Source organism: Polynucleobacter sp. Latsch14-2 (assembly GCF_018881925.1).
Taxonomy (GTDB): Bacteria; Pseudomonadota; Gammaproteobacteria; order Burkholderiales; family Burkholderiaceae; genus Polynucleobacter.
Genome location: NZ_JACVPL010000005.1, coordinates 73,542 through 91,582, shown reverse-complemented (window position 1 = coordinate 91,582; position 18,041 = coordinate 73,542). Strand labels below are relative to the sequence as shown.

15 protein-coding genes and 1 riboswitch are annotated in these 18,041 nt (G+C 46.6%); of the genes, 9 read left to right on the top strand and 6 right to left on the bottom strand.

What is annotated here, in order from left to right; all coding sequences use genetic code 11:
• Positions 1-9: 9 nt before the first annotated feature.
• Positions 10-2,022, bottom strand: a complete 2,013-nt coding sequence (locus ICN46_RS06270) for a TonB-dependent receptor domain-containing protein (RefSeq protein WP_216206086.1) — start codon at positions 2,020-2,022, stop codon at positions 10-12.
• A gap of 146 nt (positions 2,023-2,168) precedes the next feature.
• A riboswitch (cobalamin riboswitch) is annotated at positions 2,169-2,382 on the bottom strand.
• Between the two features lie 71 nt (positions 2,383-2,453).
• Here ICN46_RS06270 and ICN46_RS06265 point away from each other — a divergent pair.
• The 6 genes from ICN46_RS06265 (at position 2,454) to ICN46_RS06240 (ending at position 9,108) form a co-directional block, all read left to right on the top strand.
• Positions 2,454-3,071, top strand: a complete 618-nt coding sequence (locus ICN46_RS06265; RefSeq protein ID WP_216206083.1) for a Crp/Fnr family transcriptional regulator — start codon at positions 2,454-2,456, stop codon at positions 3,069-3,071.
• A gap of 144 nt (positions 3,072-3,215) precedes the next feature.
• On the top strand, positions 3,216-4,925 hold the full coding sequence (gene oxc, locus ICN46_RS06260) for an oxalyl-CoA decarboxylase (RefSeq protein ID WP_216206081.1): 1,710 nt from the start codon (positions 3,216-3,218) through the stop codon (positions 4,923-4,925).
• A gap of 87 nt (positions 4,926-5,012) precedes the next feature.
• Complete coding sequence (gene frc, locus ICN46_RS06255; RefSeq protein ID WP_216206078.1) at positions 5,013-6,263, top strand: formyl-CoA transferase; 1,251 nt, start codon at positions 5,013-5,015, stop codon at positions 6,261-6,263.
• Positions 6,264-6,358: 95 nt separating this feature from the next.
• On the top strand, positions 6,359-6,787 hold the full coding sequence (locus tag ICN46_RS06250) for a PAS domain-containing protein (protein ID WP_216206076.1): 429 nt from the start codon (positions 6,359-6,361) through the stop codon (positions 6,785-6,787).
• A gap of 142 nt (positions 6,788-6,929) precedes the next feature.
• Positions 6,930-8,177, top strand: a complete 1,248-nt coding sequence (frc, locus tag ICN46_RS06245; protein WP_216206073.1) for a formyl-CoA transferase — start codon at positions 6,930-6,932, stop codon at positions 8,175-8,177.
• Position 8,178: 1 nt separating this feature from the next.
• A complete protein-coding gene (locus ICN46_RS06240) occupies positions 8,179-9,108 on the top strand; it encodes a methionyl-tRNA formyltransferase (protein WP_216206070.1) in 930 nt (309 codons plus the stop codon).
• A 12-nt stretch (positions 9,109-9,120) separates the two neighbouring features.
• On the opposite strand, the gene ICN46_RS06235 is transcribed toward ICN46_RS06240, so the two are convergent.
• The 5 genes from ICN46_RS06235 to metG all read right to left on the bottom strand — a co-directional run bounded on the left by ICN46_RS06235 (position 9,121) and on the right by metG (position 14,118).
• A complete protein-coding gene (locus ICN46_RS06235) occupies positions 9,121-10,356 on the bottom strand; it encodes an MFS transporter (RefSeq protein ID WP_216206067.1) in 1,236 nt (411 codons plus the stop codon).
• Between the two features lie 58 nt (positions 10,357-10,414).
• The gene (panC, locus tag ICN46_RS06230; RefSeq protein WP_216206064.1) at positions 10,415-11,266 is read right to left on the bottom strand and encodes a pantoate--beta-alanine ligase; all 852 of its coding nucleotides are present in this window, start codon (positions 11,264-11,266) and stop codon (positions 10,415-10,417) included.
• Positions 11,263-12,126: a segregation and condensation protein A gene (locus ICN46_RS06225; protein WP_216206061.1), complete on the bottom strand. Its 864-nt coding sequence runs from the start codon at positions 12,124-12,126 to the stop codon at positions 11,263-11,265. Before ICN46_RS06225 ends, panC begins: the two co-directional genes overlap by 4 nt.
• On the bottom strand, positions 12,119-12,307 hold the full coding sequence (locus tag ICN46_RS06220) for a DUF3460 family protein (protein ID WP_216206057.1): 189 nt from the start codon (positions 12,305-12,307) through the stop codon (positions 12,119-12,121). Before ICN46_RS06220 ends, ICN46_RS06225 begins: the two co-directional genes overlap by 8 nt.
• Before the next feature lie 140 nt (positions 12,308-12,447).
• Positions 12,448-14,118 (bottom strand): methionine--tRNA ligase, encoded by a 1,671-nt coding sequence (gene metG, locus ICN46_RS06215; protein WP_216206054.1) that lies wholly within the window; start codon positions 14,116-14,118, stop codon positions 12,448-12,450.
• A gap of 169 nt (positions 14,119-14,287) precedes the next feature.
• On the opposite strand from metG, the gene ICN46_RS06210 reads away from it, so the two are divergent.
• Genes ICN46_RS06210 through ICN46_RS06200 form a run of 3 tightly spaced genes read left to right on the top strand, consistent with a single transcriptional unit; the run spans position 14,288 to position 18,038 of the window.
• Positions 14,288-15,103 (top strand): formate dehydrogenase accessory sulfurtransferase FdhD, encoded by an 816-nt coding sequence (locus tag ICN46_RS06210; protein WP_255538770.1) that lies wholly within the window; start codon positions 14,288-14,290, stop codon positions 15,101-15,103.
• 54 nt (positions 15,104-15,157) lie between these two features.
• Positions 15,158-15,724 carry a dCTP deaminase gene (dcd, locus tag ICN46_RS06205; RefSeq protein ID WP_216206048.1) on the top strand — a complete coding sequence of 189 codons (567 nt, stop codon included), beginning with the start codon at positions 15,158-15,160 and terminating at the stop codon, positions 15,722-15,724.
• Between the two features lie 46 nt (positions 15,725-15,770).
• Entirely contained in the window at positions 15,771-18,038 is a 2,268-nt protein-coding gene (locus tag ICN46_RS06200) for an arginine/lysine/ornithine decarboxylase (protein ID WP_216206044.1), read from the top strand.
• The last annotated feature ends 3 nt before the right edge of the window (positions 18,039-18,041 follow it).

Here is an 18,041-nt window from a genome sequence, read left to right as displayed (position 1 = left end):
CACTTTCTTTTATTTCATGGTGTAGCGGACCCCGGCAAAAACGTTGGAGCCTGCATTAGCGTAGCCATAGCTAGTTTGGTATTGAGAATCAAAGACATTATTCCAGCGGGCAAAGGTGGTCCAGTTCTTATCAAACTCATAACTGGCATACAGGTTAAAAATGGTGTAGCTGGGCATCGGTTGGATATTTGCCGTTCCAGTGGCGTTTACTCCCCCCCATCTCTGCCCAGAAAGGGTGGCGTTGGCGCCTAAATTGATCTTCTTGATTTGGTATTCTGCCGAGAGATTCCCAACCCAGTTTGCCCTGTTGGGGACATCTAAGCCGGTTGTTTGATCAACCGTACTCATGGCATCGGCCGAGCCTTTGATAGTGAGATTATCCATTCGAGCATCCGCCCCCAGTGAGGCGCCTTTTATTTGCACTAGACTGAAATTGGCTGGATAAGACCAACTATAGTTTGCGGGTGGACAAGTGGCATCACAATTAATGGGGACAATGAAGTTTTCAATTCTATTTTGGTAGGCAACCAAATGAATGTTGAAAATTTTCTTTTCGTAATGGATGCCAACTTCAATATTGCGATTGGTTTCGGGCTTAAGATTTTGATTGCCGTAGCCTGGGTAATAGAGGTCATTAAAAGAGGGCGCTCTAAATCCCGTTCCATAGTTCACATTTGCGCGCCATTCTTTGGTGAAGAAATATCCATAAGCCGCGCTCCAAGTTGTCTTTGATCCATAGTTGGTAATGTTGTCATTGCGGATGGCTAAGGTTGCTAGATTGTCCCCGCGACGCAATTGATAAGAGCTGGCAACCGAATCGGTGGTTCTCTTTTGGCTGACGATGCAATCATTGCTACAGCCAGCTGTCTGATATGGCGAATTACTTTGGTAGGCATATTGCTGACGACTCTCTCCTAGGATTTGCAAGATATCTTGCCCGATAGCGAGATTGTTTTGCCATAAAAAATCATATCCAGGCGTAGTTAACTTGTCATTACTATTCAGTGTGAAGTTTTGTGCGTTGTTGGTTGTGCTTGAAACCTGCACAAGGCTTTGCCATTGTTCGGTAATTTGGTTCTTAGAGTAAGCAGATGCGACAAAAAGTGTGTTGACTTGGCTATCTACCATGGGCCTAGCTGTGTAGTCTCCGCTACTGGAATAATTTGGATCTAGATAATCTGAGTTTGGATATTGCCAATTATTCTTACTGGCAAACATGGTGAGGCCAAATTCTTGACCCTTGGCCCATACTTGTGAAAGCTGACCATTGGCCCCAACCCGAGTGTATGCGGTTGCTGCAACAGGAAGAGCACCAAAGCCGCGGTAGTTTGAACCGCTGGCATTGCCAGTGTTGTTATTGGCTACGGTATTGAATCCCGCAGAGTTTTCTTGGCTAATGCCTAGTGAGTAGGATGTGTTGTTAGTGTCCTGTAAGGAGCCAGAAATGCTCGCATTATTCATGCTGGTGTTATAGCTTCCATATCCTGAAGAGGCATTCAATTGTGGGGCCCCCTGTCCTTTCTTGGTAAAGATTTGAATGACGCCGCCCATCGCATCCGATCCATAAAAGGTACTTTGTGGCCCGTAAATGATTTCAATATGATCAATGAGGGACAGCGGGATAGAGTTCCATAGTGCGCCACCTCCAGAGGAATCCATTTTCACGCCATCAATTAACACCAAACTCTGACCATTGTTTGTGCCGCGGATATAGACGCTAGACACATTACCGCTACCACCAGTATTCGAGATTTGAATGCCACGCTGCTGTTGCAGGAGATCGGGTAAGCTGGTTTGTGCAGCTTGAGCAATTTCTTCTTGGCTAATGTAGGTGAAGTCTGCCAACACATCGTTACTTGGTAATGGCGTTCTGGTCGCCGTGACAATGATGGGGTTGATTGGGTTCGGTGAATTCATGACCGAAACATTGGTATGGCTTTGTGCAAATAGCGCTGTGCTAGTAATGATTGATGCACTAAAAATCATAGTGCTGACCACTGGATTGCTTAACTGCTGTTTCATGATGAACCTTCTGCCTTCGAATCACCTAGCTAACTTCCCCGTAAGCTGGGTCGAACAGAATTTCTCGTGCAGGAGTTCAGGCGTCAATTGGACATCTCGGCTTGAGGCGCAGGATGCTTCATCGGCGCGCGAAGATCCCCGTCCGCAAAATTCCACCTGTCTTGGCCGGTATCCGGGCTAGTAAATCTCAGAACCTGACCTTCCCATGCAATTGACATGCACAGTGGCTTTTTCAGATTCCTAACGCCCTTTTTTAAATTTGGGGCATATTTACCTACCGTTGCGGGGGCAGCACACGTTTAGTGTTTCCCGTTTAACTTTGTTGCATTGCAATAAAGCACCACGACCTTTTCATTCTAGTCTATGGCTATGGTTAAAACCTGATTTAGATCATAAAAAGCCTACAATATAGGGTCTAGGATTAAGGATTTATGACGGCATTAGATAAGCACCTCGAAAAAAACCTGATTCGCTTGCAGCTGGGTCAAAACTCAGTCTTAAAAAGCTTAGATCAGGAAAGTATGGCCGAATTAGAGCGTCATCTAGAGATCTCGGACCTCAAAAAAGGTGACATTCTGCTGCATCAGGGTGACCACCAAATGGAGCAGTACTTTGTTTTGGATGGGATCCTCAAAAGAATCGTGTCTAGCGCAGACGCCAAAGAGATGATTTTGCGCTTTGCGATTGAAGGGGACATTGAGACTAGCTACGCAGCCTGGCGTTTGAAAACCGCTGCCCCATATAGCATTGCGTCAGTTACCAAGGCGCGCGTGGCGCGCATGCCTCTCAAAAAATGGGCCGAGTTTCTGGATCAGCATATCTCCCTGAAGGAGAGCTTTGAATTCGAGGTGATGCGCCTGATGAGTGAAATCATGGCTCACACCATCACTTTGCATATGCTCGATGCCCCAGGTCGAGTTGAGCGTTTTTTGCGCAAGTACGAAGACTTATTTGAGCTTCTTCCTAAAAAAGAGTTGGCGGCCTATTTAAATCTCTCCCCTGAAACTTTGAGCCGCCTCAAAACCAAGCATAAAGAGCTTTTTATCTAAGCTAAACCCTCGTATTTAGGGGATTTGAAGGGAAATTGACCGAAGTCAATGATGAACCCCACCCCCAAGCCTAAGATTCACTTCTGCCTAAGCGGAGCGCTTGTGGCCTTGTGATGCATTCATAACTTAAAACAACAACCTTATATGACAACAGACAACCAAAATACCCAATTAACTGACGGCTTCCACCTCGTCATTGAGGCCCTCAAGGCGAATGATCTCAATACGATTTTTGGTCTCGTTGGTATTCCGATTACTGACTTATGTCGTTTGGCTCAAGCAGAGGGAATGCGCTTTATCGGCTTCCGTCATGAGCAGCATGCAGGTAATGCGGCTGCGATTGCTGGCTACATGACACAAAAGCCTGGCATTTGCATGACGGTTTCTGCACCTGGTTTCTTGAACGGTTTAACAGCCCTTGCTAACGCAACGGTGAACTGTTTCCCAATGATCTTGATTAGTGGCTCAAGCGAGCGCGAAATCGTTGACTTGCAACAAGGCGATTACGAAGAGATGGATCAGCTTAACGCTGCTAAGCCATATTGCAAAGCGGCTTACCGCATCAATCACATTGAAGATATTGGGATTGGTTTTGCGCGCGCAATTCGTGCGGCAGTTTCTGGTCGTCCAGGCGGCGTGTATTTGGATTTGCCAGCGCAATTGTTAAGTCAAACAATGCCTGTTGAAGAGGCCAAGAAATCCATCTTTAAAGTAATCGATCCGGTACCACGTCAAATCCCAGCAGCCGATGCGGTTGAACGTGCCTTGAATGTATTGAAGGGTGCTAAGCGTCCATTGATTCTCTTGGGCAAAGGCGCAGCCTACGCTCAGGCAGATGCTGATATTCGTGCATTGATTGAAAAATCAGGTATTCCTTATTTGCCAATGTCGATGGCTAAAGGTTTGTTGCCAGACAATCACCCGCAATCTGCTTCTGCAGCGCGTTCATTTGTATTGGCTGAGGCTGATGCAGTGATGTTAGTTGGCGCTCGCTTGAACTGGTTGCTTGCGCATGGTAAAGGCAAGACTTGGGGTAAAGACCCTAAGAAATTTATCCAAATCGATATCCAGGCTAACGAAGTTGACAGCAACGTTCAAATCGATGCGCCATTGATTGGCGATATTGGTTCATGTGTTGGTGAGCTCTTGAAGGGTATTGCTGCTGTTCCTAAGCCAAGCGCTGAATGGATTGCTGCGATTACCGAGAAGAAAGATAAGAACACTGCAAAGATGGCAGAAACACTTGCCAAAGAAACAACGCCAATGAATTTCCATGGTGCATTGCGTGTGATTCGCGATGTGATTAAGAAGAACCCAGATGTGAACTTGGTAAACGAAGGCGCCAATACGCTTGACTATTGCCGCGCAATTGTTGATATGTACAAGCCGCGCAAGCGTTTTGACTCTGGTACCTGGGGCATTATGGGTATTGGTATGGGCTACGCTATCGGTGCAGCAGTGACCAGCGGTTTGCCAACGATTGCTGTAGAGGGCGACAGCGCCTTTGGCTTTAGTGGCATGGAACTCGAAACAGTTTGCCGCTACAAACTCCCGATCACAACTGTTGTCTTTAATAACAATGGCGTATATCGCGGTACCGATGTGAATCCAACAGGTGGCGCTGATGTTGCTCCAACTGTATTCGTGAAGGATGCGCGTTACGACAAGATGATTGAAGCGTTTGGTGGCATTGGTTACTACGTTACAACTCCAGCAGAATTAGAAGCAGCATTAACAGAAGCAATTGCAGCTGGTAAGCCAGCTCTGATTAACGCTGTGATTGATGAAACCGCTGGAACAGAGAGTGGGCGTTTGACGAACTTGAATCCATCTGCTGGCGCTACCAAAAAGTAATCGCTGTTAATGAATTAAGTAAAAACGCAGTAATAGACACGTAATATTGACGCAATACATTTAGTAATACTTTAAGGAGAAACACACATGACTAAACCATTAGACGGTATTCGTATCATCGATTTCACACACGTGCAAGCCGGCCCTGCATGTACTCAGTTGTTAGCTTGGTATGGTGCTGACGTTATTAAAGTGGAGCGTCCAGGATCTGGCGACGTAACCCGCAGCCAATTACGCGATATCCCTGGCGCTGATGCTTTGTATTTCACAATGCTCAACGGTAATAAGCGTTCTTTGACACTCGATACTAAAACTCAAGAAGGTAAAGAAGTTTTAGAAAAGATGATCAAAGCTTCCGATGTGATGGTTGAGAACTTTGGCCCAGGCGCTTTAGATCGTATGGGCTTTAGCTGGGCGCGCATTCAAGAGCTGAATCCAAAAATGATCATGGCTTCCGTAAAAGGTTTTAGTGATGGTCATTCATACGAAGACTTAAAAGTGTATGAAAACGTTGCGCAGTGTGCTGGTGGTGCTGCTTCAACAACAGGCTTTTGGGATGGTCCTCCTACTGTTTCTGCTGCTGCTTTGGGCGATAGCAATACTGGTATGCACTTGGCAATCGGTATTTTGACAGCATTGATGCAGCGTCAAAAAACTGGCAAAGGTCAAAAAGTTTCTTGCTCAATGCAAGATGCCGTATTGAATCTTTGTCGTGTGAAATTGCGCGATCAACAGCGTTTGGACAAAATTGGTTACCTCGAAGAGTATCCACAGTACCCACATGGTTCATTCACTGATGTAGTACCGCGTGGCGGTAATGCTGGTGGCGGCGGTCAGCCAGGTTGGGTTTTGAAATGTAAGGGCTGGGAAACAGATCCAAATGCATATATCTACTTCACCATTCAAGGTCACGCATGGGAGCCAATTACCAGGGCTATTGGTAAACCAGAGTGGGCAACTGATCCAGCTTACATGACTGCAGAAGCGCGTCAAGACAAGATTTTTGACATCTTCGCAACGATTGAAGAGTGGCTCAAAGACAAGACTAAATACGAAGCTGTGGACATCCTCCGTAAATTTGATATTCCTTGCGCACCGGTGTTGTCAATGAAGGAATTGGCAAACTCACCAGATTTGCGTAAGAGCGGTTCCATCGTGGAAGTTGACCACAAAGTACGCGGTAAATACTTGACAATCGGTAGCCCAATCAAATTCTCCGATTTGGAGATTGAAGTTGGTCCATCACCAGTCTTGGGTGAGCATACTGATGAAGTGTTGGCAGATCTTGGCTATAGCGCTGACGACATCGCCAAGTTGCACACAGCTAAGGCAGTTTAAATACTCAAGGTATTAATCTGTGCAGGCTTTAAGGCGCTCCTAGTGAGCGCCTTTTTTATTTCCCCGTGATTTATAAAACTGTTTAGACTGAGGCCATGAAAACAAACGTCAATCTCGAGAATCTACTTGATTGCATTGGTGATGCGGTGATCGTATCGGATGCCAATGAAAAAATTGTGTTGTGGAATGCGGCTGCTACGCGTATTTTTGGCTACTCCGAAGCGGAGGCGCTGGGTAATACTTTGGACCTTATCGTGCCTGAGCGTCAGCATCAGCGACATAGTGAGGGTTACAGCAAGTCAATGGCTACTGGCAAAACCCGCTATGGCAGTTCCCTTTTAAAGGTTCCCGCAAGGCATAAGGACGGTCGGACACTATCAATCGCATTTACTGTAGGCATGCTTTTTGATGAGAATCACCGGGCAACAGGGGTGACGGCAGTGATCCGCGACGAAACTGAGCGCTTTGCCCAAGAAAGGGCGATGCAGAAGCGCCTCTCAGAGCTGGAAAACCTACAAGCGTAATCTAAGCTGGTGAAGATAACCTTCTAAATACAGGGCCTTGAGTGTGTTGATGCTTAAAAACTAGGCAATCTCAATTGCTGCCATTTAGCCGCTGGTAAAATTGGCTTAATTCAAAATTTCAATCTTTATTAGGACTTAAACCATGGCAAAAGCACTAGAGGGGGTGAAAATCCTCGACTTCACGCATGTTCAATCTGGACCAACTTGCACCCAGTTGCTTGCTTGGTTTGGTGCCGATGTAATTAAAGTCGAAAAATCAGGTGAGGGTGATGCTACGCGCGGTCAATTACGTGATATTCCTGATGCTGATAGTTTGTATTTTACGATGTTGAACCATAACAAGCGTTCAATCACTGTTAATACTAAAACCCAAAAAGGGAAAGAAATTCTCGATCGCCTGATTAAGGAGTGCGATGTTCTGGTTGAGAACTTTGCGCCCGGTGCATTAGATCGCATGGGTTTTAGTTGGGAGCGAATCCAAGAGCTCAACCCCATGATGATCTTGGCTTCCGTTAAAGGTTTTGGCCCTGGCCCCTATGAGCATTGTAAGGTTTATGAAAACGTCGCGCAGTGTGCTGGCGGCTCCGCATCAACGACAGGCTTTGATGATGGTCCGCCAATGGTGACTGGTGCTCAAATTGGTGACAGTGGTACTGGCTTGCATTTAGCTTTAGGGATTGTCACTGCGCTTTATCAGCGCACTCATTCTGGTCGCGGTCAAAAAGTCTTGGCTGCTATGCAGGATGCAGTTTTAAACCTGTGTCGTGTGAAGTTGCGTGACCAGCAGCGCTTGGATCGCAACGGCACCATGCAAGAGTACCCGCAGTATCCCAACGGAACCTTTGGAGATGCCGTACCCCGAGCTGGTAACGCTTCTGGAGGCGGTCAACCTGGTTGGATCGTCAAGTGCAAGGGTTGGGAAACTGATCCAAATTCTTATATGTATGTCATTGTGCAGGCGCCAGTTTGGGAGGCGGTGTGCAAGGTGATTGGTCGTGAGGATTGGATTGCTGATGTCCGTTTTGCTTCTCCCATGGCCCGCTTGCCTCACTTAATGGAAATTTTTGGTGAAATTGAAAAGTGGACAATGACTTTGAGTAAGTTCGAAGTCATGGATATCTTAAATAAATACGATATTCCATGCGGTCCAATTTTGTCGATGAAAGAAATTGCCGAAGAACCATCATTACGCGAGACCGGAACTGTGGTTGAAGTTGATCATCCGATTCGTGGTAAATATTTAACTGTCGGTAATCCCATCAAGATGTCCGATAGTGAAACCGTCGTGACGCGTTCACCGTTGCTTGGTGAGCACACCGACGAAATTCTCAGCGAGCTTGGTTTTACTACTGATGAGTTAATTTCTTTACGTCACGATAAGGTGATCTAAGATGCGGATTGCTTTGATTGGGAGTGCTGATTTTGGGAAGGCTACTTTAGAGGCTTTTTTGGATCGTGGCGACGAAGTAGTCGCCGTTTTTTGCCCGCCCGATAATCCTAAATCAAGCAAGCTCGAAGTATTAAAAGAGGCGACGATTGCAAGGGGTTTAATTCCATTGCAGTTTGCTTCATTAAAAAGCCCTGAAGCAGCCCAAGCCTTGATTGATAGCAAGGCTGATATCTGTGTAATGGCTTACGTACTGCAGTTTGTGCCTCAAGAGTTGGTGAAGATTCCCCGTCACGGAACGATTCAGTACCATCCTTCTTTATTGCCAAAATATCGTGGCCCCAGCGCCATTAACTGGGCAATTGCCTTGGGCGAAAAAAAGACGGGTTTAACGATCTTTCGCCCAAGCGATGGCTTGGATGAGGGCGCAGTCATTTTGCAAAAAGAAGTGCTTATTGGATCCGACGACACTCTTGGAAAAATCTACTTTAATCACCTTTTTCCTTTGGGTGTTAAGGCTTTGCTAGAGGCTGCCGATCTTGTGGTGGCAGATAAACATACCGAAACAGTGCAAGATGAATCGCAAGCTAACTATGAAGGCTGGTTTGACGCGAACGCTGCGCAGATTCATTGGGGTATGCATATTACGCAAATCCACAACCTAATTCGTGCGTGTAATCCAGCGCCAGGTGCTTGGACAAAGTTTGGTGAGCACAAAGTGCAAATTTACGATTGTCACAAGCATATTGCCCAAACCTTCGGTGCTGTAAAAGGTAAACCAGGTGAAATCACACACATTACTTTAGATTCATTCTTTATCAGCTGCCACGGCGGACAAATTGAAGTGCTTAAAGCTAAGGGGGCTGCGGGGAAAGTGACTGGAGCTGAGTTGGTGCAAGAGCTCAATCTAGAGCAGGGCCAGATCTTTGGGTAAAACCCGGCATATTTAGAGTTTGTGTTGAAACTTTAGATATAAAGTGCTGGCAACGCCGATCAGGCATCCTGCCGAAAGCGCTAAGGACCAATGGATGCCAATCATTCCGCCGAGCAATCCAACTGTTATTCCTGCTCCTGCGCGCAGACCCAGTGCAGACATATTGAATAACCCAATGACACGCCCCCGAATTTCTTGTGGTGCATTGATTTGCACAATTGTCTGGGCCATTGAATTAAATGAGAGTTCAAGGAAGCCGCCGATGAATAAACAGATGAGCGCCAATAGGTACTGCTGAGATAAGGCAAAGCAGAGCAGGGCGCTACACCACAGCGCTGCAAGAATAATAGCCATTCTTGGGCTGGTTTTTAGAATGCCGCCACGACTTTCTAGAAGCACCCCTGCCAACAGGGCGCCAGCAGCGTCCGCAGCCAATAGGGCGCTATACAAAATGCCTGGATCCCCATGGCCTAAATCTTGGGCAAAGCCAGGCATTTGGGCTTGGTAGCTATTGCCAACGAAAAAGGATGCTGCACCAGCTAACAAAATCATCGAGGTAATTTTATGCTCATGAATAATCTCTTTTGCTGTTAAGTGAATATCTTTAAAGCCTTTAAATGCGCGTGCAGGGGCGATTGCACCCGTTCTAAATTTTGGCCCACAAGGTGCATTGATGAGCCACAAGATATTAGGTAGAAAGAAGCAAGCGTTGATCAGAATCCCTAGTTTTGCGCCAAAGACTAGCATCATGAGTGCCCCCATGGCAGGGCCAACGAGCAAACCAAGATACCTAGTAGTAGCAAGGAGACGTATGCCGCTTGGTAGGTTGGTTTTGCCAACTACATCGTAGAGAATAATTTGCGTAGAGGTTTGCCATAACACTCCAGAGCAACCATGCAAGACTAGCAAGCAGAGTGCTTGCCAAAGCTGGAGCGAGTCGGTAAAAAAGAAATAGGCCCAGGCAAGAGAGCAGGTCATAAACATCACCATGCCAATCTGAATTAGCCTGCGCGGATCAAAGCGATCTGCCAGGGCCCCTGCGGGAACTGAGAAAGCTAAAAATGGCAACCAGTGTGAGATCACTGCAAATCCACCGAGCTCTGGCGAGTGGAATTTCTGATACATCATCCAATAGCTGATTACGTGCTCTACGTTATCAGCCATCATTGTTAGCAGAAATGCGCCAATTAGAAAGCGGTATGCTGGAATTCTGAGGGCGGCGAATGAAGGTAAATGTTGAGGCTGCATAAAACCTTCTGATTGAAAGGCAAAGAACTAAATCTGAGCCAGTTTTTTTAGGTAGAGTTCAGATTTCTAGATTATCAATTAAGCGGGTTTTGCCCAATTTGGCGGCAGTCAGAATCACTAAAGGCTCACCCGCTTGAAGATTTTCATTGCTAGTGGGTGCCAAGTCGCTTTGCTGACGAATGGCAATGTAATCTGGGCTCCAGCCTCGTTTGGCCAACTGTGCAACAGCATTCTTCTCGATGGTGGTGAGTGCCTCAACATTGCGTTCATTTAAATTTAATACTTGACTGCGTACCTCATTGAGTAATCGTTGAAGTGCTGGAGCCTCGGCACGTTCTGCGGTAGAGAGATAGCCATTGCGTGAGGATAGGGCTAGACCATCTTCTGCGCGAATCGTTTCAGCAGGAATGATATCAACGGGGAGGGCAAACTGTTTTGCCATCTGGCGAATAATCATGAGCTGCTGGTAATCTTTTTTTCCAAATACTGCAACTTTAGGTTGAACACAAGAAAAGAGCTTAAGTACAACAGTGCAAACGCCCTTAAAGAAGCCGGGGCGAAATTCACCTTCAAGAATATCGCCAAGTTGTTGTGGCGGATCTACCCGATACTCTTGTGGTTGTGGATACAGGTCGCGCTCAGTAGGGGCAAACAGAATGTACACCCCCTCCTTTTCCAGCTTATCGATATCAGCCTGCATAGTGCGCGGGTAGCTATCAAAATCTTCATTAGGCCCAAACTGCAAGCGGTTGACAAAAATGCTGGCTACTACAGGATCGCCGTGCTGTCTGGCAAGGCGCATAAGGGAGAGGTGACCCTCGTGAAGATTCCCCATGGTGGGGACAAATGAGGCGCGATTTTGACCTCGTAAGTGATCACGTAACTCCTGAATATCGCTGATGATTTTCATGCAACAGGTGTGTAAGCAAGGCGTACATAAATAGGTGCATACGGTTCGGCCTGGGTAATTTCTACCAAGGCTTCACGTGAGAGTTCGAGCATTGCAATGAAGTTAACAATGACTACTGCCACTCCTCCACCCGACTTAATGGCCTCCTCGAAGAGTTCGCCGAACTCAACAAAACGTGTGCCTTGCAGGTGCCGCAGAATGCGTGTCATGAAGTCTCGGACGGATAGAGTTTCGCGAGTAATAGTGTGATGTTGATTGAGCTTGGCTCGGTGCAGTACATCTCGCCATGCCATCTGTAAATCGTCAACATTGACTTCGGGCCAAGTCACGGCAACAGAAGTATCAACGTAGCCATGGGCAATTTGGAAGTCGCGGCCATGCTGTGGAATTTGATCTAACTCTTGAGCAGCAAGCTTCATGCGCTCGTACTCCAAGAGGCGGCGTACTAACTCTGCACGCGGATCATCAACCTCTTCGTCGCTATCTGCTTTTTTCATCGGCAATAGCATGCGCGATTTAATTTCAATCAACATGGCTGCCATCAAAAGGTACTCAGCAGCGAGCTCTAAATTGCTGTGACGGATTTGGTCGATGTAGCTGAGGTACTGTTGAGTAACCTGCGCCATCGGAATATCAAGTACGTTGAAGTTTTGCTTGCGAATGAGATACAGCAGGAGATCGAGCGGCCCTTCAAACGCTTCCAAAAAGATTTCTAGTGCATCCGGCGGAATGTAGAGATCGGTAGGGAGTTTAAATAAAGGCTCGCCATACAGTTTGGCAAAGGCGGCCGACATCCCATCCGTTACGGAAGGGGTGCTATCGAGTAAATCGGATATTGGTTGAGCGCTTGGTTCAGTCATTCGAATAAACGTATGCGCGTTGCTTCAATTTCGCTGCTTTTGCGCGACGTAAATCTTCAGTACTCAAAGGCTCTTTATCCCACAGGAGCGCGCGACCAGCTTGCTGGTCAGCCTCGAGATGGGGTTTCTCTGTTTTGAGTTCGTTTAAGAACTGAGTGAATTCGGATTGATAACGTGCCATCATATTTCCTAAAATTCTTAATTAATTCAACAACTTATAAAATTCACCCTAAGATTGCAAGGGGTCTAGATCTATCATTATTAACGATTTTTCAGTCAACTCAGTCGACTTTCTCTCTGGGTAGCTCAAATTGGTGTTTTTTAGAGGTTAGCAGCAAGTAAAGCCTCAATTTGAGGGGCTTCTACGCGGGTCATCAGGTGTTTATAAGCGTTGATGGGATTTTGACTGGAAAGGGGGGTATTCACAGCGCTCCAGTTCATTGATGGCAATGACAAGAACTCTTCAACTCCAGCCACTACTTGTGGCAAAACTGGCTTGAGATAGAGACTTAGCATCCGGAATGCCTCTAAGGTAACGCTACAGACTTTTTGTAGATCTGCCTCTCGATCTAGATTTTTGGCGATCTCCCAAGGCTTATTGTCATCGACAAAAGCATTGACCTTATCAGCGAGCTCCATGATCATGCGCAATGCCTTGGCGTATTCACGACCCTCATACAGTGCCGCAATTTTTTCGCTTGCGGACCTAATTTCGGTAAGTAACGGATTATTCATCGCCTCATCAGAGACGATTCCATTAAAACGTTTGACTAAAAATCCAGCACTGCGGCTTGCAATATTGATGTACTTGCCGAGCAAGTCACTATTGACTCTAGCAACAAAGTCCTGAAGATTCAAATCTAGATCTTCTAGGCTGTCATTCAGTTTGGTGGCGAAGTAGTAGCGGAACCATTCAGGATTAAAACCGCATTCAATCACACTATGCGCAGAGATGAGAGTGCCACGTGACTTACTCATCTTTTCACCATCAACGGTTAAGAAGCCGTGAGCAAACACATTGGTTGGGGTGCGATAGCCAGCGAAGTGCAAAGTAGCTGGCCAGAAAAGGGTGTGAAAGTACAAAATATCTTTACCGATGAAGTGGTACTGCTCGGTAGTGGTGTCTGGCTTAACCCATTCTTCAAAGTCTAGGCCTTTAGCCTGACAGTAATTCAGGAAGCTGGCGTAATAGCCAATTGGCGCGTCAAGCCATACATAGAAGTACTTACCGGGCGCATCGGGGATTTCAAAGCCGAAGTAAGGGGCGTCGCGAGAAATATCCCAATCGCCGAGTTTGCTTTCGCCTGGTTGACCAACCCACTCCTTCATCTTGTTGCGGGCTTCGGGCTGTAGAGGTGTTTTGACTTGAGTCCAGTCACGTAAAAAAGTCTCGCAACGGGGGTCAGATAATTTGAAGAAATAATGATCGGACACTTTTTTGATCGGTGTTGCACCGCTCACTACTGAGAACGGATTTTTCAGATCAGTAGGGGAGTAAGTGGCGCCACACTTTTCGCAAGAGTCACCATATTGATCTTTGGCTCCGCACTTCGGACACTCACCTTTAATGAAGCGATCCGGTAAGAACATCTCTTTTACGGGGTCGTAGGCTTGTTCAATCGCGCGCTTCTCAATCAATCCTGCATCACGCAGTTTGAGATAAATACTTTGCGCCAATTTCTCATTCTCTGGACTATCAGTAGTGTAGTAGTTATCAAATGAAATTAAAAAGTCATCAAAGTCGCGCTTATGTTCTTTCCAAACATTGGTGATGAGTTCTTTTGGAGTAATGCCTTCTTTTTCGGCACGCAGCATGATTGGTGTGCCATGGGTGTCATCAGCGCCAACATAGTGCACCTCATGACCACGCATTCTTTGATAACGAACCCAAATGTCAGTTTGCACATATTCCACCAAATGCCCGATATGGATTTGACCATTGGCATATGGCAAGGCGGATGTAACTAGAAGACGGCGGTTTGGGCTACTCATGCAAAGCTAACTTAAAAAATAAATGCGGTAAGAACGAAATCGATAAACTGAAGACTAGATTATGGTGCTTAGGGTTTACTTGAGCACCAATTTTAGTCTGCGGTTAAAGTGAATACCGATTTGCATTCAATTTAAGAGATGTTTTATGGCCTGGCCCCACAAAATCGAGATGTCTAATGCCTCCGTGCCTTTGGTGCACGAGGTGGAGATATTGGATGAAGCGGGGCGCCTAAAGACCACCCATATCCCTGGGGAACGGCCTCTAACCATTTATTTGGATAAGCGTGAGGTAGTGACCCTAATGACCCTGGGCAGTGCTCCTGAGGCTTTGGTGCTGGGGTATTTGCGTAATCAGCGCCTAGTGGAGTCGATTGACGATATTGAAAGTATTCAGGTCGACTGGGAGACGGACTCTGCCGCCGTGAAAACGCGGCGGAGTACGGTTGATATTGATGCCCTCACCAGTAAAAGGGTAGTCACGACTGGTTGCGGCCAGGGCACCATGTTTGGCGGTTTAATCGAGGAGATGGCGCGGGTTCGTCTGTCTGATGGTCCTGAGCTAGCCCAGGAGGCAATCGTCACATTGGTCGATACCATCCGCATACACGACACTATTTACAAGAAGTCTGGCTCAGTTCATGCCTGTGCCGTCTTTGAGCGCCTGGGGGATCAGCAGGTACGACTTCTGCATTTCATTGAGGATGTAGGCCGTCATAATGCGGTGGACTCTATTTCTGGCTTGATGTGGCTGGACAATAAACCAGGGCGGGATCTGATCTTCTTTACCACTGGGCGCCTGACCTCAGAGATGGTTATTAAGGGTGTTCAGATGGGTATTCCGTTCTTGCTTACTCGGTCCGGAGTAACGCTGATGGGGCTCGAGTTAGCCCGTCAAACCAATCTGACACTGATATCTCGTTGCTCTGGTAAGCACTTTGAGATCTATAACGCCCCTGAACGGGTTATTTTTAGCAAGGCTAGCTAGCTTAATTCTGACAAATTGGTGGGCATTGGCAGGCTAAGGTTTTACAATTCCGGCATGACTATTAAATCAGACCACTGGATCCGCCGCATGGGCGAGCAAGGCATGATCAGCCCATTTGAGCCTGGACAAGTTCGCCTTGATGCGGCCGGCAACAAAATCGTCAGTTACGGCACTTCAAGCTATGGCTATGACATTCGTTGCGCAGATGAATTTAAGATCTTTACCAACATCAACAGCACCATTGTTGACCCTAAGAATTTTGACGAACAATCCTTTGTGGATTTCAAGGGCCCCGTTTGTATTATTCCGCCAAATTCTTTCGCCTTGGCAAGAACGGTAGAGTATTTCAAGATTCCACGTAGCGTACTGACTGTTTGCGTCGGTAAAAGTACTTACGCACGTTGCGGCATTATTGTGAATGTGACTCCTTTTGAGCCGGAGTGGGAAGGTTATGTCACTTTAGAGTTTTCCAATACAACGCCATTGCCTGCGAAGATTTATGCGGGCGAAGGCTGTGCTCAAGTATTGTTCTTTGAGAGCGATGAAGTCTGTGGTACATCCTATAAAGATCGCGGCGGCAAGTATCAAGGTCAGCGGGGCGTAACCCTGCCTAAAACTTAATTGTTTCCTTTACACAAACTCTAGTTCGTAAACCTAAAGGGTAGTCATGAAATTTCGTTTCCCAATCATCATCATTGATGAGGACTTTCGTTCTGAGAATATTTCAGGATCGGGCATTCGTGACTTAGCGGAAGCTATTGAAACCGAGGGTATGGAAGTTATTGGCTTGACGAGTTATGGCGACCTAACTTCTTTTGCGCAACAAGCCTCACGTGCATCTTCATTTATCGTTTCGATTGATGATGAAGAGTTTGTTTCCGATTCGGAAGATCATGACTTGCCTGCTTTGAATAATTTACGCGCTTTTATTACTGAAGTACGTAAGCGAAATGAAGATATTCCTATCTTCCTATATGGCGAGACGCGTACTTCACGTCATATGCCTAATGACATCTTGCGTGAGTTACATGGCTTCATTCACATGAATGAAGACACCCCAGAGTTTGTGGCACGTCATATTATTCGTGAAGCCAAGGTGTATCTGGATTCGTTAGCGCCACCATTCTTTCGTGCCTTGACTAATTACGCCTCTGAAGGATCCTACTCTTGGCATTGCCCTGGGCATTCTGGTGGCGTAGCTTTTCTAAAGAGCCCTGTCGGTCGAATGTTCCATCAGTTTTTCGGTGAAAACATGTTGCGTGCAGATGTCTGTAATGCTGTAGAGGAGTTAGGTCAACTCCTGGACCATACCGGTCCGGTATTACAAAGCGAGCGCAATGCCGCCCGAATTTTTAATGCAGATCATTTGTTCTTTGTAACCAATGGCACATCAACCTCTAATAAGATTGTTTGGCATTCCACTGTGGCGCCGGGTGATGTTGTTGTGGTGGACCGCAACTGCCATAAATCTGTTATTCATTCCATCACTATGATGGGCGCGATTCCGATTTTCTTGATGCCAACTCGCAATCATCTGGGCATTATTGGGCCGATCCCCAAGGAAGAGTTTGAGTGGAAAAACATCAAAAAGAAAATTGATGCCAACCCCTTTATTAAAGATAAGAACGTCGTGCCACGCGTCATGACGCTGACTCAAAGTACCTATGACGGTATCGTGTACAACGTTGAGATGATTAAAGAGATGCTCGATGGTAAGGTCGATTCTTTGCATTTTGACGAAGCATGGTTGCCGCACGCTGCTTTCCATTCTTTTTACAAGGATATGCATGCTATTGGGTCTGATCGCAAGCGTACCAAAAAGAGTTTGATGTTTGCGACTCAGTCGACCCATAAGTTGTTGGCGGGTCTCTCGCAAGCGTCACAAGTATTAGTGCAGGATGCTGAAGACACCAAGCTAGACCGTGACTGTTTTAACGAAGCCTATCTGATGCACACCTCTACTAGTCCGCAGTACGCCATTATTGCGTCGTGTGACGTATCGGCAGCTATGATGGAGTCGCCTGGTGGCACAACTCTAGTTGAGGAGTCGATTGCCGAAGCAATGGACTTCCGCCGTGCGATGCGTGAAGTGGATGATAAATTTGGCGCTGACTGGTGGTTTAAGGTTTGGGGTCCAGATCACTTGGCCGAGGAAGGCATTGGTGAGCGCTCTGATTGGGTCTTGGAGCCTAAGGCTAGTTGGCATGACTTTGGCAATCTTGCTAAAGACTTCAATATGCTCGATCCAATCAAAGCAACGGTTGTTACACCAGGTTTAGATATCGAGGGTAACTTTGGCTCCATGGGAATTCCGGCAAGCATTGTGACTAAGTATCTAGCTGAGCATGGTGTGATCGTAGAGAAGTGCGGTTTATATTCTTTCTTCATCATGTTCACCATTGGCATCACCAAAGGTCGCTGGAATACCTTAGTGACTGAATTGCAGCAGTTTAAGGATCACTTTGACAAGAACGCCCCTTTGTGGAAGGTCTTACCGGAGTTTGTAGCGAAGCATCCACGCTATGAGCGTGTGGGTCTCAAGGATATTTGCCAACAGATTCATGAGTTTTATAAGAGTCGCGATGTAGCTCGTATGACTACTGAGATGTACACCTCTGATATGGTGCCAGCGATGATGCCTTCAGAAGCTTGGGCGAAGATGGCTCATAAGGAAGTTGATCGGGTGCCTTTAGATCAGCTAGAAGGTCGCATCACAGCAATGTTAGTAACACCGTATCCTCCAGGTATTCCACTCTTAATTCCAGGCGAGCGCTTCAATAAACGGATCATTGATTATCTCTATTTCGCTAGGGACTTTAATGAGAAGTTCCCAGGATTTGAGACTGATATCCACGGCCTTGTGAAAGCGCAGGCAGATGGTCGCAGTGAGTACTATGTTGATTGCGTTAGAAATCCGCCATCACTAGCCTATTGAAGC

Excerpts from the sequence above, each read along its gene's own strand:
- ICN46_RS06270 (WP_216206086.1), bottom strand. The coding sequence starts at position 2,022 with ATGAAACAGCAGTTAAGCAATCCAGTGGTCAGCACTATGATTTTTAGT.
- ICN46_RS06265 (WP_216206083.1), top strand. The coding sequence starts at position 2,454 with ATGACGGCATTAGATAAGCACCTCGAAAAAAACCTGATTCGCTTGCAG.
- oxc (WP_216206081.1), top strand. The coding sequence starts at position 3,216 with ATGACAACAGACAACCAAAATACCCAATTAACTGACGGCTTCCACCTC.
- frc (WP_216206078.1), top strand. The coding sequence starts at position 5,013 with ATGACTAAACCATTAGACGGTATTCGTATCATCGATTTCACACACGTG.
- ICN46_RS06250 (WP_216206076.1), top strand. The coding sequence starts at position 6,359 with ATGAAAACAAACGTCAATCTCGAGAATCTACTTGATTGCATTGGTGAT.
- frc (WP_216206073.1), top strand. The coding sequence starts at position 6,930 with ATGGCAAAAGCACTAGAGGGGGTGAAAATCCTCGACTTCACGCATGTT.
- ICN46_RS06240 (WP_216206070.1), top strand. The coding sequence starts at position 8,179 with ATGCGGATTGCTTTGATTGGGAGTGCTGATTTTGGGAAGGCTACTTTA.
- ICN46_RS06235 (WP_216206067.1), bottom strand. The coding sequence starts at position 10,356 with ATGCAGCCTCAACATTTACCTTCATTCGCCGCCCTCAGAATTCCAGCA.
- panC (WP_216206064.1), bottom strand. The coding sequence starts at position 11,266 with ATGAAAATCATCAGCGATATTCAGGAGTTACGTGATCACTTACGAGGT.
- ICN46_RS06225 (WP_216206061.1), bottom strand. The coding sequence starts at position 12,126 with ATGACTGAACCAAGCGCTCAACCAATATCCGATTTACTCGATAGCACC.
- ICN46_RS06220 (WP_216206057.1), bottom strand. The coding sequence starts at position 12,307 with ATGGCACGTTATCAATCCGAATTCACTCAGTTCTTAAACGAACTCAAA.
- metG (WP_216206054.1), bottom strand. The coding sequence starts at position 14,118 with ATGAGTAGCCCAAACCGCCGTCTTCTAGTTACATCCGCCTTGCCATAT.
- ICN46_RS06210 (WP_255538770.1), top strand. The coding sequence starts at position 14,288 with ATGTCTAATGCCTCCGTGCCTTTGGTGCACGAGGTGGAGATATTGGAT.
- dcd (WP_216206048.1), top strand. The coding sequence starts at position 15,158 with ATGACTATTAAATCAGACCACTGGATCCGCCGCATGGGCGAGCAAGGC.
- ICN46_RS06200 (WP_216206044.1), top strand. The coding sequence starts at position 15,771 with ATGAAATTTCGTTTCCCAATCATCATCATTGATGAGGACTTTCGTTCT.